The 14,869-nt window shown below is 65.9% G+C and carries 11 protein-coding genes; 4 read left to right on the top strand and 7 right to left on the bottom strand.

Translation table 11 applies throughout. The features are described 5' to 3' along the window. Positions 1–40: 40 nt before the first annotated feature. Positions 41–934 carry a LysR family transcriptional regulator gene (locus AC5P98_RS10640; protein WP_049405615.1) on the bottom strand — a complete coding sequence of 298 codons (894 nt, stop codon included), beginning with the start codon at positions 932–934 and terminating at the stop codon, positions 41–43. A 114-nt stretch (positions 935–1,048) separates the two neighbouring features. On the opposite strand from AC5P98_RS10640, the gene AC5P98_RS10645 reads away from it, so the two are divergent. After that, positions 1,049–1,807 carry an SDR family NAD(P)-dependent oxidoreductase gene (locus AC5P98_RS10645; protein WP_049405617.1) on the top strand — a complete coding sequence of 253 codons (759 nt, stop codon included), beginning with the start codon at positions 1,049–1,051 and terminating at the stop codon, positions 1,805–1,807. A gap of 102 nt (positions 1,808–1,909) precedes the next feature. Here the strand turns inward: AC5P98_RS10645 and AC5P98_RS10650 are convergent, their stop codons facing one another. Beyond that, positions 1,910–3,310, bottom strand: a complete 1,401-nt coding sequence (locus AC5P98_RS10650; RefSeq protein WP_032960851.1) for a serine hydrolase domain-containing protein — start codon at positions 3,308–3,310, stop codon at positions 1,910–1,912. A 284-nt stretch (positions 3,311–3,594) separates the two neighbouring features. Here AC5P98_RS10650 and AC5P98_RS10655 point away from each other — a divergent pair, with 284 nt between their 5' ends. Together AC5P98_RS10655 and AC5P98_RS10660 are read left to right on the top strand one after the other, a co-directional pair. After that, positions 3,595–4,923: an NTP/NDP exchange transporter gene (locus AC5P98_RS10655; protein WP_032960854.1), complete on the top strand. Its 1,329-nt coding sequence runs from the start codon at positions 3,595–3,597 to the stop codon at positions 4,921–4,923. Positions 4,924–4,999: 76 nt separating this feature from the next. After that, on the top strand, positions 5,000–5,350 hold the full coding sequence (locus tag AC5P98_RS10660; RefSeq protein ID WP_049405620.1) for a DUF1304 domain-containing protein: 351 nt from the start codon (positions 5,000–5,002) through the stop codon (positions 5,348–5,350). Positions 5,351–5,835: 485 nt separating this feature from the next. On the opposite strand, the gene AC5P98_RS10665 is transcribed toward AC5P98_RS10660, so the two are convergent. The 3 genes from AC5P98_RS10665 to AC5P98_RS10675 form a co-directional block, all read right to left on the bottom strand. Then, positions 5,836–6,303, bottom strand: a complete 468-nt coding sequence (locus AC5P98_RS10665; RefSeq protein ID WP_014648075.1) for a hotdog fold domain-containing protein — start codon at positions 6,301–6,303, stop codon at positions 5,836–5,838. Positions 6,304–6,378: 75 nt separating this feature from the next. Further along, positions 6,379–8,856 carry an acyl-CoA dehydrogenase gene (locus AC5P98_RS10670; RefSeq protein ID WP_049408155.1) on the bottom strand — a complete coding sequence of 826 codons (2,478 nt, stop codon included), beginning with the start codon at positions 8,854–8,856 and terminating at the stop codon, positions 6,379–6,381. After that, positions 8,853–9,770, bottom strand: a complete 918-nt coding sequence (locus AC5P98_RS10675; protein WP_014648073.1) for an alpha/beta fold hydrolase — start codon at positions 9,768–9,770, stop codon at positions 8,853–8,855. Before AC5P98_RS10675 ends, AC5P98_RS10670 begins: the two co-directional genes overlap by 4 nt. A gap of 153 nt (positions 9,771–9,923) precedes the next feature. On the opposite strand from AC5P98_RS10675, the gene AC5P98_RS10680 reads away from it, so the two are divergent. Continuing rightward, on the top strand, positions 9,924–10,526 hold the full coding sequence (locus AC5P98_RS10680) for a TetR/AcrR family transcriptional regulator (protein ID WP_005418411.1): 603 nt from the start codon (positions 9,924–9,926) through the stop codon (positions 10,524–10,526). A gap of 139 nt (positions 10,527–10,665) precedes the next feature. Here the strand turns inward: AC5P98_RS10680 and AC5P98_RS10685 are convergent, their stop codons facing one another. Then, a complete protein-coding gene (locus AC5P98_RS10685) occupies positions 10,666–13,542 on the bottom strand; it encodes a TonB-dependent receptor plug domain-containing protein (RefSeq protein ID WP_014648072.1) in 2,877 nt (958 codons plus the stop codon). Positions 13,543–13,925: 383 nt separating this feature from the next. After that, positions 13,926–14,774, bottom strand: coding sequence for an XOO1806 family protein (locus AC5P98_RS10690; protein ID WP_014648071.1), 849 nt, complete (start codon positions 14,772–14,774; stop codon positions 13,926–13,928). Between the last annotated feature and the right edge of the window lie 95 nt (positions 14,775–14,869).

The following is a 14,869-nucleotide window of genomic DNA, read 5'->3' on the forward strand; positions in this document are numbered from 1 at the left end:
CGAGTCGAGCCAGGCTCGACCGCTTTCCTGACGGTCGGCGCTAGCCGTGCGGCGCCGCTGGAAAGCGCTCCATCAGGAAGTCGAGGAAGCTGCGCAGGCGGGTGGAGTGGTAACGGTCGTGCGCATAGACCACGTGCATCGGCCGACCGGCCTGACCGTATTCCGGGAACAGCTGCACCAGACGCCCCGCCTCGACATCGGCGGCCAGCAGCAGCGTCGATTGCAGGACGATGCCAAGGCCGTGCAGCGCCGCCGAACGCAGCGCTTCGCCATTGTTGATCTGCAGTCGGCCGTCGGGCACGTGGTCGAGCTCGCCAGCGTCGTCCTGCAGCCACTGGGCAAGCGCACTCGGTTCGAACGACAGGCATTGATGGCCGCCAATTGCGTGCACGCTGCGTGGCGTGCCGTGCCTGGCCAGATACGCCGGCGAGGCGCACATCATCAAGCGATAGGGGGCCAGTGCTCGTGCCACCAGCACGCTGCTGTCGGCCAGCGTGCCGATGCGCAGTGCCGCCTCGAAGCCCTCTTCGGCCAGGTCGACCACACGATCGGTCAGCGTGGCTTCGACCCGGACATCCGGATGACGGGCCATGTACTCGGCCAGCGCCGGTACCAGCGCGTGTGTACCGAAGATCACCGGTGCGCTGATGCGCAGCGTGCCCGCCGGTGAGAGCTGCTGGTGCTGCGCCTGCGCGTCGGTTTCCTCCACCAGGCGCAGGATCTCCTTGCAGCGCGCGTAGTAGTCCTCGCCGAACGGTGTCATGTGCTGGCGCCGGGTGGTACGGCTCAACAGCTGCATGCCCAGCCGGGCTTCCAATGCGCGCAGGTGCTTGCCGGCCATCGTTGCCGAGATATCCATCGCCGCGGCTGCCGCACTGAGGCTGCCCTTGTCCACGATCAGCACGTAGACCTGCATGCTCTCCAGCAGGTTCATCTGACACCCCGGGTGTTGAATGCTGAAACCTGCGTGGAGTTTATCAATCAGGGGTGATCAAACAGCATGTCGTGCACGGACCGGATTCGCCGGCCACGCTGACAGGAGAACACCATGGACTTGAATCTTGCTGGCCGTACCGCGTTGGTGACGGGCGCGGCCAGCGGCATCGGTGCCGCCGTCGCCAGGCAGCTGGCGGCCCAGGGCGTGCGCATTGCCATCACGTCGCGGCAGCGGGCACCGTTGCAGGCGCTGGCGGCGCGGATCGAAGCTGAAGGCAGCGCCGCACCGGTCATCGTGGCCGGCGATGTCACGGTTGCCGGCGACCTCCGGTACATCGCGGACGCATCCCGTGAGGCATTGCAGCGTGTCGACATCCTGGTCAATGCCGCAGGCGGTTCCCGGCCGACCACGGTCGATGCCGATGACGATATCTGGGAGGAAGCGATCGCCCTGAACTTCTCCGCCGCACGACGGCTGACCCAGGCGCTGTTGCCCGGCATGCAGGCGCAGGCATGGGGACGGGTGATCAACTTCAGCGGTTCGATGGAACCGCGCGCGGTGAACGCGGCCACCGCGGCGAAGGCGGCATTGCACCTGTGGAGCAAGGGCCTGTCGTCGGAGGTGGCGGGGCAGGGCATCACGGTGAACGCGATTGCACCGGGGCGCATCAACAGCGCGCAGATCCTGGACCGCCTGCACCGCACCGAGGAAAGCAGACGCGCGTTCATTGCCCGCAACATCCCGATCGGACGCTTTGGAGAACCGGAGGAAGTGGCGCCGCTGGTGGCGTTCCTGGCCTCGCCGCTGGCGGGTTACATCACCGGTGCGGTGATTCCAGTGGACGGCGGCATGCACTACTTCGCGCACTAGCGCTGCGGAACTGCAGAGCCGAGCATGGGCTCGACGCTGCAACGGCCAACAAATAGGGCGACCGATGGGCCGCCCTTCGCACACACGGTCGAGCCCGCCTGGTCAGCGCGGCGAAGCCACCGCGCGGTTGCCCGAGGCGCCCTTGCCCTTGCGCTTGTCCTGCTGCGCCGGGCTTGCGCCCTCGGCCATCAGGTTGTCGCTGCCGAAGTCGGTGTCCACGTCCAGCCAGCGCTGCGCCGGCAGGCCGAGAGCCGAGTCGAGCACGGTCGGCAGCAGGCCGCTGGGCAGGCCGCTTTCGCCATTCCAGAGGATGGCGATGCCGAGGTCACGTTCCGGCACCAGCGCGACCAGGCCGCGATAGCCCTGCACGGCACCTGCATGGAACACCACGTCGTGGCCGGCGTAGTCGAAGGTACGCCAACCCAATGCGTAGCCCGCCGAGTGCAGGCGCTCACGGCGCCAGCCCGAACGCATCTCGCCCGGCGTGTTGATCAGGCTTGAATGCAGGGTGGCCAGCAGCGGTGCCGGCAGCACGTCGGGGCGATGGCCGGTGTGGGCCAGCAGCCACTGCGCCATGTCGCTGGCGCTGGCGTTGACACCAGCCGCCGGAGCGACGCGGTAATAGGTGGGCTTGGGCGTCAGCGAGACCCAGCCGTTGCGGCTGCGCACGTGCGGACGCGCCCAGCGCGAGCTGGCCTGGATGCCGGCCAGGCCGAGGCTGGCATCATTCATGCCCAGCGGCTTGAAGATGCGGCGCTCGACCGACTGCTCGTAGAAGCTGCCCGAGGCCGCATACACAACGTCGCCGATCAGGCTGAAGGCCACGTTCTGGTAGGCGTAGCAGTCGCCCGGCAGGCATTTCAGGCTGGTGTTGGCCAGCTTCTGGGTCAGCGCGTAGTACTCGGCGTTGCCTTCGATGTCGCGGTCGTACGCGTTGTACGGCAGGCCGACGCGATGGCTGAGCACGTCGGCCACGGTCAGGCGGTCGGTGGCTTCGGGCGAATTGAGGCGGAAGCCCGGCACGTAGTCGGTGACCTTGCTGTCCCAGCGCAGCGTGCCGTCGTTGACCAGCAGGCCGGCCATGGTGCCGGCGAAGGCCTTGGACAGCGAGGCCAGGCGGAACACGGTGTGCGCATCGACCGGCAGCGGGTTGTTGACGTCGGTGACGCCATAGCCACGCGCGCTGAGAATGCGGCCGCCCTGCACGATCGCCACCGCCATGCCTGGCACGCGCTCGCCATAGGTCAGCTGCTGCGCCATCGATTCGATGTTGGCGACGTTGAAGCCAGCCGCCGGCGCCTGGACGCGCGGCACCAGACCGGTGCGGTAGGCCGCAGGCTGGGTGTGGGCGACGGTGGCAGCCGTCGCGGATTCGATGTTGGTCGGCATCGGCGGCAACGCCGGCGGTGTCTGCGCGGTGGTGGACAAGGCAACGGGCATCAACATGCCCAGCAAACCGGTGGCCGCCGAACGGATCGGACGACGCAGGCTGTTCTTTTTCATCGGTTGGACCCGTGCGCGACTGCTGATGGCGATTCTAGCGCCGCTTTTCCCCTGTGCACAAACAAAGCGAAGATGAATGCGCATCTTGTTGAAAAAGTTGGAATTTTGACGCCCCGAAAGTGTGTATCGGAACGTGTCGTCCAGGCCGGTCGTCGCGTCCGTCCGCAGGCGCGAGGGCGCGTCACGCTGGCGATGTTGCAGTGCATTGGCTAACGTACGCGCTTCACCGCCCCGGAGCCTGCCATGCTGCTGTCCAACCGCCGTCTGTGGGCGAGGGGCGCTGCATGAGCGCTGCATCGGGCAAGGGGCCGCTGCAGGGCCTGGCGGCGGCGCTGCGCGAGTCGCCGGCGCTGTGGTGGTCGTTCCTGTACTTCTTCTGCCTGCTCAGCGGCTACTACGTGCTGCGCCCGGTGCGTGAGGCCATGGCCGCCTCGGCGGACCTGGAAACGGTGTTCCCGCCCGTGCTGATCACCTGGTTCGCCAGCCATGGCATCGCGTTGAAGGACTTCGTCCTGCAGTTCCTGTTCTCCTGCGTGTTCGTGATCATGCTGGTGCTGCAGCCGGTGTACGGCTGGCTGGTCAGCCGCTTCCCGCGCCGTGTGTTCCTTCCCATGGTGTACGGCTTCTTCATCGTCACCCTGCTGGGGTTCTACGCACTGTTCGACAGTCACGTGCCAGGGCGGGGCATGGCCTTTTTCCTCTGGGTGATGGTCTTCAACCTGTTCGCGGTGGCGGTGTTCTGGAGCTTCATGGCCGACGTGTTCTCCAACGCACAGGCGCGTGCCTACTACGGCTACATCGGTGCGGCCGGCACCGTTGGCGCGTTCCTCGGCCCGTTGATCACCAGCGCGCTGGCGCAGCGCGTGGGCATCGCCAACCTGATGCTGGTCTCGGCAGCATTCCTGGTCGTGTGCCTGTTGTGCATCTGGCGGCTGCGGCATTGGGCGGTGCTGCGCGAACGCGAGCAGCAACTGGTGTCCGGCGAGCAACCGATGGGCGGCAGCGTGCTGGACGGCCTGAAACTGATCGTGCGCGAGCCGCTGCTGCGCTGGTTGGCGGTGATGGTGGTGTTCGGCGTGGGCGTCGGCACGCTGCTGTACAACCAGCAGGCCAGCATCGTGCGCGCGGCGTTTACCGACCCGGCGGCCAGTACCGCGTTCTTCTCGCGCATCGACCTGGCGGTGAACGCGCTGGCGCTGCTGATGCAGGTGGGCCTGACCCGCTGGCTGCTGTCGCGCCACGGCATCGCGCCGGCGCTGCTGATTCCCGGTTTCGCGATCCTGATCGGCTTCTCGGTGCTGGCAGCCTCGCCGATGCCGTTGATGGTCGCGGTGGTGCAGGTGATGACCCGCGCCAGCGAATTCGCACTGGCCAAGCCGGCGCGCGAGACCATCTACACGCGCGTGGACCGGCAGTGGCGCTACAAGGCCGGCGCGGCGATCGACACCGTGGTGTACCGCGGCGCGGACCTGGGGTTCACCTGGATCCACAAGGCACTGACCCTGTTCGGTTCGCACGTGGTGTTCATCGGCGGCGTACTGGTGGCCGGCTTCATGACCCTGGCTGCGTTCGGCGTGCTGCGCGAAGAAAAGAAGCTGCCGCGCGACCGTTGATTTGCCGGGGTCAGGGCCCTTTCCCGCGGGGAAAGGGCGCTGACCCCATTCTCCTTCCCTGTCCAAGGAACCGCACATGTACTGGATCGCACTCGCCCTGACCTTGCTGGTCGCACTGCTGCACGTCTATTTCCTGGTGCTGGAGATGTTCCTGTGGACCCGCCCGCTGGGCCTGAAGACCTTCCGCAACACGCCGGAGAAGGCCGGGGACACGCGCGTGCTGGCGGCCAACCAGGGCCTGTACAACGGCTTCCTGGCGGCAGGCATCGTGGTGGGGCTGGTGATCGATCAGCCGGTGCTGGTGACGTTCTCGCTGGCCTGCGTGGCGGTGGCGGGCTGCTATGGCGCGTACAGCGTGAGCCGCCGTATTTTCATGATCCAGGCGGTGCCGGCGATCCTGGCGTTGGTGTTTCGCGCGCTGGCGTAGTTTCCAGCCAACGGCGCAGCCCCTCGTGGGTTGGTCGCGTGGAGCGGGTCATGTGTTGGGGGTGGCGGGTGGGCCGTGCAGGGGATGCTGCAAGTACGTCCATGTAAGCTCGATGGCGCCATCCATGGCGCCAACGCCCCTGAACGGCCCACCCGCCACACCCCTGACAGTTTCAGGGCGCGGCCAGCCCACGGAGAAGAAAAAGAAGTTCAAGAGCAACAGCAACAGCAACAGCAAAAAGCGGCCGGTGGGCCGCTTTTGCTTTTGCTTCTGCCCTTCTTTTTTCTCTTGCGTGGGTGGACGCCGCAGAGATGCGTCCGAGGCTGGGGGCGGTGGGTTCGCGGGGGTGTCCGCGGCATGGATGCCGCGGCCAAGGCCCCAGGGATGGGTTCACGGCGTCCCCCGCGAACCCACCGTCCCCAGCCTAGCCAGGGCTTTCCGCGATCAACCGTCCACCCACGAGGGGCTGCGCCGTTCGCGGGGACCTACTTCGCCGGCGACAACCACATGTCGATCACCGCGCTGAACACCTCCGTGCCCGCACGGTCGCGCACGCTCACCGTCACCGGCAGCGCATAGCCCTCGGCCGCGACGACAATCGGCTGTGCCGGCAACGCCACCGCCTGCAGCGTGCCACGTGCCTTGGCCAGGTACTGCACCTGCATCCCCTTCGGGATCCAGCGCATGCCCTTCGGCAGCGATGCATCGACCATCAACCCGGCGGTCAGTTCGGCCAGGTTGCACATCGCGATCGCGTGCACCGTGCCGATGTGGTTGCGCACCCTGCGGCGGTCGGCCAGCGTGCCTTCGCAGCGGCCGTGTTCCAGGCGGGTGATGCGTGGCGCGATGCTGGCGAAGTAGGGCGCCTTGAAGCACACCGCGCGCGAGAACAGCCAGGTGCCGGCGGGCCAGCGCTGCAGCCGGTGGTAAAGCGAGAGCAGGGGCGTGGACATGGTGGGTATTCCGGTCGGCGGATAAAGCGACGGCGGGCCGAGGCCCGCCGTCGAAGCAACGCGTGTCGCGGGCGATCAGGCTGCCTGCGAATGCGGGTCCTTGTGCTGGCGGTCGTAGTAGCTGGCCGCGCGCAGTTCGTGGGTGTCGAAGTCGTCCACGGTGATGGTGTCCAGGGTCAGCGTGCGCAGCTCTTCCAGCAGGCTGCGCTCATCCTGGGTGATCACGCCCTCGGCCACGGCTTCGTCCAGCTGCGCCTTGAAGTCCAGCGCCTCGATGCCCTTGCTCTTCAGCGCCTTCAGGAACTTGCGCTCCACCGGCTCGGCCATGATCGCCTTGCTCAGGTAGCTGTTGATACGGCCGCCCGGGTTGTTCTCGCACGGGGTCAGGAACACGCCACTGGCCAGACGGTCGCGGGCTTCATTCGGCGCCATCAGCAGGGCGGCGACACGACGGCTCAGGCGATCGCCCGGAGCCTCGGCACGACGGCCCAGCGGGAAGATCAGTGCCCACATCAGCCAGCCGATCGGACGGATCGGGAAGTTGCGCAGTGCGGCCGACAGCGACTCTTCGATCTTGTGCACGCTGTCATGGAAGGCCCAGGCCAGCAGCGGCTGGTCGGCCTGCGGTGCGCCTTCGTCGTGGTAGCGCTTGAGCATGGCGCTGGTCATGTAGACGTGGCTCAGCACATCGCCCAGGCGGCCGGACAGCGATTCCTTGAACTTCAGCTTGCCGCCGAGGGTCATCATCGAGATGTCGGCCATCAGCGCCAGGTTGGCCGAGTAGCGGTCCAGCTTGCGGAAGTAGCGGCGGGTATAGGCGTCGCCCGGGGCGGCACCGAAGCGCGCGCCGGTCAGGCCGAACCAGAACGAACGCACGGCATTGGAGATGCCGAAGCGGATGTGGCCGAACAGGCTGCGGTCGAAGTCCTGCAGGCCGGCGCGGGTATCCGGATCCTGCGCGGCCTTCATTTCCTTCAGCACCCACGGGTGGCAGAGGATCGCACCCTGGCCGAAGATCAGCAGGCTGCGGGTCATGATGTTGGCGCCTTCCACGGTGATCGCGATCGGCGCGGCCTGCCAGCTGCGGCCAGCGAAGTTGCGCGGCCCCAGGATGATGCCCTTGCCGCCGATCACGTCCATCATGTCCGAGATCACTTCGCGACTCATGGTGGTGCAGTGGTACTTGGCGATCGCCGACGGCACCGACGGCACGTCGCCACGGTCAACCGCGGCGGCGGTGGCCTGCGACAGCGCACTGATCTTGTACGCCTTGCCGCCGATGCGGGCCAGCGCTTCTTCCACGCCCTCGAAGCGGCCGACCGACAGGCCGAACTGCTTGCGGATGCGCGCATAGGCGCCGGTCACCGCGGCACCGGCCTTGGCACCACCACTGGCGGTGGACGGCAGGGTGATCGAGCGGCCCACGGCCAGGCACTCGTTGAGCATGTTCCAGCCCTTGCCGGCCATGGCCGCGCCACCGATCAGCTGGGTCAGCGGAATGAACACGTCCTTGCCGCGGATGGGGCCGTTCTGGAACGTCGAGTTCAGCGGGAAGTGGCGACGGCCGATTTCAACGCCGGCGGTGTCGCGCGGCAGCAGGCCCAGGGTGATGCCGATGTCGCGGGTATCGCCGATCAGGCCATCCGGGTCGTACATGCGGAACGCCAGGCCGATCAGCGAAGCGACCGGGGCCAGGGTGATGTAGCGCTTGTCGAAGGTGAGCTTGACGCCGAGCACCTGCTCGCCGTTCCACTCGCCCTTGCAGACGATGCCGTAGTCCGGGATCGAGGTGGCGTCGGAGCCGGCGAACGGACCGGTCAGGCCGAAGCAGGGCACTTCGCGGCCATCGGCCAGGCGCGGCAGGTACTGGTCCTTCTGTTCCTGGGTGCCGTAATGCACCAGCAGTTCACCCGGGCCCAGCGAGTTGGGCACGCCGACGGTGGAGCTGACCACCGAAGACACCGACGCCAGCTTCTGGATCACCTTGTGGTGGGCCAGTGCGGAGAAGCCCAGCCCGCCATATTCCTTCGGGATGATCATGCCGAAGAACTTGTTCTTCTTGATGAAGGCCCACAGTTCCGGCGGCAGGTCCGCATGGACGTGGGTGATTTCCCAGTCGTTGACCATCGCGCACAGCTCTTCCACCGGGCCATCGAGGAAGGCCTGTTCCTCGGCGGTCAGCTGCGGCTTGGGATAGTTGAGCAGGATGTTCCAGTCCGGATCACCGGTGAACAGTTCGCCCTCGAAACCGACCGAACCGGTTTCCAGTGCGATGCGCTCGGTCTGCGACAGCGGCGGCAGCACCTTGCGGAACACCTTCATCATCGGGCCGGTCAGCAGCGGCTTGCGGATGAACGGCAGCAGCAGCGGCACGGCGATGACGGCCAACACGGCGGCCGCGACGATCGTGGCGGTCTGGTTGACGTAGGGAATGAACCAGCAGGCAGCCAGCAGGGCCACGCTGATCAGCGTCCAGGTAACCAGCCGCATGCGGTGGTAGGCGACGAACGCGCCTGCCAGCAGCAGGGCGAGGAAGGGAAGAACGATGCTCATGAGCGTGCTCCGGTGACGTGCTCGTTTGTGGCGGACGAAGCCGCAGCGTCCGCTGCGGGCAACACGTCCAGATAGTCCAACACAGTAGCGGTAAAGGCGTCGTTGTCATCGCCGGCGACCATATGGGTGGCCTGCGGCAGCTGCACATGGCGCGCATGCGGCGCCAACGCCAGGAACTCGGCCACGGTCTGCGGCGTGACCAGGTCGCTGCGTCCGCCGCTGACCAGCAGCAGCGGGCACTTCACCTGGCGCGCGGCCTCGGCCAGTGCGTCCTGGTGCTGTTCGCTGTCGCGGGCCAGTTCGGCCACCAGGCGCGGATCCCAGTGCCAGCGCCAGCGGCCGCGGCCGTCCTCGCGCAGCAGCGCACGCAGCGACTGCTCGGATTTGCGCGGACGGTGCGGCATGTACGCCGAGATCACGTCGGCGGCCTGGGCCAGCGAAGCGAAGCCGTCGGGATGGGCGGTCATGAAGGCGAGGATGCGCTCGACGCCGGCGGTATCCCAGCGCGGGGTGATGTCGACCAGCACCATCGCCGAGAACAGGCCGGGCCAGCGCGACTCGGCCAGCAGGCCGAACAGCCCGCCCATCGATGCGGCAACCAGTACCGGCGGGCGCGGCTGCTCGCCGGCCAGCACGATCAGGTCATCGGCGAACTGTTCGCCGTGATAGGGCAGGTTGGCGGCATTCCAGTCCGAATCGCCGTGGCCGCGGGCGTCGTAGGCCAGCGTCTGCAGGCCGGCGGCATTCAGTGCGCGGGCAGTGGCATTCCAGGCGTGGCGGGTCTGGCCGAAGCCATGCGCGAACAGCACCCGGCCGCGCCGGCCATGGTCGCTGGCGGTGGCGGCCAGGCGGGCGCCATGGGCGGCGTCCAGGCGCAGGTCATGGAACGCAGCGGGAGGTGGGGACGTAACCATACTTGCTAGTATGGATCGGTTCGGGGGGAAGTCAATACTGCACGGTATGGTGCGCTGCGGAAGTCCCCTGAATGGACCTCGCCTGGGAGGCTGCGACGGTTTCGACCGCAACCGCGTACTGCAACGAACCCCGGCGTATGGTTAAATCAGCCCATGAATCAACCTGACGCTTCCGCCGGCGAACCGCGCGCCGGCCGCAACAGCCGCCTGAGTGCCGAAGACTGGGCCCAGGCGGCCCTCGATCTGATTGCTGAACAAGGTGTCGGCGCCGTCGCGGTGGAGCCGCTGGCACGGCGGCTCGGCGTCACCAAGGGCAGTTTCTACTGGCATTTCCCTTCGCGCGATGCATTGCTGCAGGCGGCGCTGGAGCGCTGGGAACTGTTCGAACAGGAACAGGTGTTCGGCAGCCTGGAAGACGTGCCGGATCCGCGCGTGCGCCTGCGCCAGCTGTTCCAGATGGTGGCGCATGAAGTGCAGCCGCACATCATCTACAGCGAGCTGCTGAAGGCACTGGATCATCCGATGGTGCGGCCGGTGATCGACCGCGTCTCGCAGCGCCGCCTCGATTATCTGGTCGCCTCGTTCCGCCAGGCGGGCCTCAGCTCGACCGATGCACGCCATCGCGCGCGCCTGGCCTATGCCGCCTATGTCGGCTTCCTGCAGTTGTCGCTGCAGCTGCAGCAGCCCAAGCAGGCACGCGAGGATTTCGAAGCGTACGTCGAGCATCTGATCGAGACGCTGATTCCGAACGGATGAGCACCCGGGAGTGATGCGAAGCAAGGCCGCGGCGACACCGCGGCCTTTTTTTGTTGTGCCTGGCCAGCTGTTTCCATGCGCCACAAAGAACAACGGCCCCTTGCGGGGCCGTTGCTGCATCAGCTGATCAGACTGGCGATCAGAACTTCTGCTTGTACTGCATGTACATGAAGCGACCGATGTCGTAGCCGCCGTAATAGGAGAACTGCGAGTTCGGTGCCGAGTACATCTGCGGGCCGTAGTGGTCGAACACGTTACGTGCGCCGACGGCGATGGTCGCATTCCACGGTGCGTTCCAGGAAACCTGGACGTCGTGGAACATGGTCGAACCACGCTTGTTCATCGGCTGGTCGCGCACCGGATCCGGCGAACCGAAGTCCGGCAGGCTGCACTCGTCGCTGTAGTAGCAACGCTCCTTGACGCTGGAGAAGTAACGGGTGCCCCAGGTCACGCCCCAGTCGCCACGCTCCCAGCCCAGCACCAGGTTCGAACGCAGGCGGAAGTTGCTGCCGAAGCCGTTGAGGATCGACACCGGCACCTGCTGCGCATTGGTGGTCTTCAGCACGTTCTTGGTGACGTAGCTGTTCTGCAGGTTGGCGTTGAAGGTACCCCAGCTGTCGGTCTCGAAGCGGTACGCCACGTCGAAGTCGAAGCCTTCGGTTTCCTGGTAGCCGGCGTTACGCGGTGCGTAGGTCAGGTTGATCACGTTGTGACGGTTCGGATCACGGGTGAACGAGTTGCAGCGCTCGGCGATGCCAAGCACGTAGCAGTCGTTCAGCTGGTCATCCGGGCTGTCGGTGACGATCGTGTTGGTGATCTTGATGTTCCACCAGTCCAGGCTCATGTTCAGGCCCTGGGCGAAGGTCGGGCTCCACACCAGGCCAACGGTCTTGGACTTGGACTTTTCCGGAGTCAGGTTCGGGTTGGAGACGGCGTTGAACGGGTCCGGCGTCTGCTCATCCGGACCGCTGGCCGGCACGTAGCCCTGGCGCAGCTGGCGGAAGGTGCTGGCGGTCGGGCCGATGGCCGCGGCGCAACGGGCAGCGACGCCCGGCTGGCCGGTCGAACCGAAGTCGGTATCGCACGGATCGGTGAAGTACGCGAAGGTCTGCGAGCTGCCACCGTACAGATTGTCGATGGTCGGCGCACGGAAGCCTTCGGCGTAGGTAGCACGCACCAGCAGCTGGTCGATCGGCTTCCACTTCAGGCCGAACTTGTTGTTGGTGGTGTTGCCGAAGGTGCTGTACTTCGAGTAGCGCGTCGCGGCGTTGAAGCTCAGTTCCTTGGCACCCGGCAGGTCGGCCAGGATCGGAACATTCAGCTCCAGATAGACTTCGTTGACGTCGTAACCACCACCGGTCGGGCCGGCGGCCAGGTCGGTCGAGTAGCCGGTCTGCGACAGGGCGTCCGGATTGTACGAACCCTTGTCCTCGCGGTACTCGTAACCCAGCGCGAAGCCCAGGTCGCCGGCGGGCAGGGTGAACAGGCTGCCGGCGATGTTCGCGTAGTAGGTCTTGGTGGTGACTTCACCGGTGTTCTTGGTGGTCGGGAACAGGAACTGCTGCAGATCCGGGTTGCCGGTCAGGCCACCGTCACCGGTACGGCCGTACGGAATGGCCGGGTTCCACGGCAGGCAGCCGCCGGCGCCCGGGCCATAGATCGGGTTGGAGCCATCGACCAGGCCTGCTGCCGTGCCGCACTCGACGCGGCCGGTGGCCGGGTTGTAGAACGACGGGCCGGTGGCGGCATTGACCGCCAGCACGTTGTAGTTGCCGGTCTGGCTCTGCTGGTTCTCCGAGTTCTGGTAGATGTAGCCGGCTTCCCAGTCGAAGTACTTGTCATTGAACTGGAAGCTGCCCTGCAGGGCGCCGGTGAAGCGGAAGGTGGTCAGCTTGTTGGTCGACAGGCGCGGCACTTCCCAGCCACGGCGCATGAAGCCCATGTCCTTGCCGAAGGGGTTGTAGTAGCTGTCGGCATCCCACTTGGCACCCAGGCGCTCATACGACGCAGACTGCAACGGATAGCCTGCGACCTGGGCCTGCGACTCACGACGGGTGTACAGCAGGTCGGAGACGAAGCGGATGTTGTCGGTCAGGTCGTACTGGACGTTGGCGAACACCGAGCGACGCTTGGTCGGCGTCAGCAGGTGCATCTGCGTATTGGAGTTGCTGGTGTCACCGGTGATGCCGGCGAAGTCCTGGTCGTGGTACTGGTTGACGTCGCGGTAGTCGCCACCGCGGTTCAGCACCAGCCAGTCATCGGTATCCGGATCGATGATGGTGCCCCACTGGCTGACCGGGCTCCAGTTCTGGGCCGGGTGGAAGGTGGTGCGCGGATAACGGCTGAACCAGCGATCCTTGGCCCACACTTCCTTTTCTTCGGCGTACTCGGCGCCGATGGTGATCGAACCGCGGTCACCGGTGAAGCCGGCCACGAAGTCGTAGCTGGTCTTCTGGCCGTCGCCTTCGCCGTACTGGCCGACGTAGGCGTTGGCTTCCAGGCCCTGGAAGTTCTTGCGGGTGATGATGTTGATCACACCGGCGATCGCGTCGGAGCCGTAGATCGACGACGCGCCGTCCTTCAGGACGTCGATGCGCTCGACGATGGCCGACGGAATCTGCGACACGTCCTGCAGGCCGCTGACGCTGGCGCCGAGGCGCTTGCCGTCGACCAGCACCAGGGTGCGTTCGGCGCCGAGGTTGCGCAGGTCGATGTAGAAGCCACCGACGGCTTCACCGGAGGACAGCGGCTCGGAACGGCTGATGGCCGGGCTGCCGGCTGCGGCGATGTTCTGCAGGACGTCGGCGACCGTCTTGAAACCGCTCTTCTCGATCGAAGCGCGGCTGATGCTCAGAACGGGCTGGGCGGTTTCGGTATCGACCTGACGGATGCGCGAACCGGTGACCTCGATGCGGTCGAGGTTGGTGGCTTCCTGGGCGTGCGCCGTCGCGGTGGTGGCACCGGCGACAAGCGCGATCACAACTGCGTCACGCAGCTGGCTGGACTTTAGTTTCATTGGCTCTCTCTCTCCAAGAAATCTTGGCTGGGGTTAATGCCCGGCGGGGGAGCGAAAAAGCGCTCCCAAATCGCGAGGCTGACCCGATAGTAACGGGCGTTCGCCAAGAATTAAAGCTGTGTTAATCAAGCCTGTGATTTTGGTAAAGATGCGCTTTTCCCATGCCACTCAATAGTTTACCGGCATGGTCAGGGCGCTCTGCCTCGTTTGTTAACGCAGAATGATGAAAAAAGTTTCGATTGAAATGTATCTCACTATGTCGGTGCGCAGCGTTTCATCGCCCAGCGGCGATACCGGTTACACAAGTGCGCGGCAGGCTTGCACATGCAAAAGGCGCCTTTCGGCGCCTTTGGGAATATCGTTGCTGAGCCTGTTTACCGGGATCAGAGATCCTGTTCGTAACGCACATACGGCACGGTGCCGTCGTCGTTGCTTTCGTTGCGCGGGGAGAACGGATTCTTGCCGCGGCTGATCACATTCTCGGCGCCGACGGTGAGCTGGCCGGACCACGGGGTACGCCAGGTCAGGCCGATGCCCAGGCCTTCCCACTTGCCGGGCTTGCCCGGGACGTCGACCACGCGGCCGATGATGCTGCCGGTGAAGTTGCCGTAACCGGCGCCGATGCTCAGGCTCTTGCTGTCCCAGCGATCGACGATGGCCGGCGAGGCGTCGGCCAGCGGAACCAGGCGCGCCTTGGCGTAGGTACCGGCAATGGAGACGAAGCCTTCGCGACCGATGTTCTTCTGCGCGAACACGGTCAGATCGTTCTGCTCGGCACGCAGCGAGGGCGTCTTGTTCGGGCCCGACAACCAGGCGGGCAGGGTTTCACGGCCAGTGCCGGCGGTGATGCCCAGGCGGCTGTTGCCGCGGTTCAGCGCGGCGGTACCGCTGAAACGACGGCTGTTCAGATCATCCTCGTCGCCCAGGCTGGCCAGCATGCAATGGCTGGCCAGACCGCTGATGCTGGTGCCGCTGCTGCTGTTGCAGAGCAGGCCCAGCGAATCGCCGGAGGACAGGCCAAAGGCCGCGTCCAGCGAGTTGCGGCCGAAATGCCAGCGGGCGCCGGCCGCCTGTTCGCCGGTCGGCTCAAGGTACAGCAGCGCCTCGACCTTGCCGCTGCCCTTGTTCCAGACCGGCAGCACGGTGCGGGTGTCCTTGCTCTGCGCATGCACGCCCGTGATCGCGCCGAGGGCGATCAGCAGGGCCAGCGGTAGACGCAGGAAGGTACGCATCGGACCAGTTCAGACAGGGACAGACAACGGAAGTTCCCGTGGGGACGGGAACTCGATCCTAGGGTGTTTATGAATTCTTAACAAGCCTTGATCCT

Source organism: Stenotrophomonas sp. YJH_SMC_135, assembly GCF_059372355.1.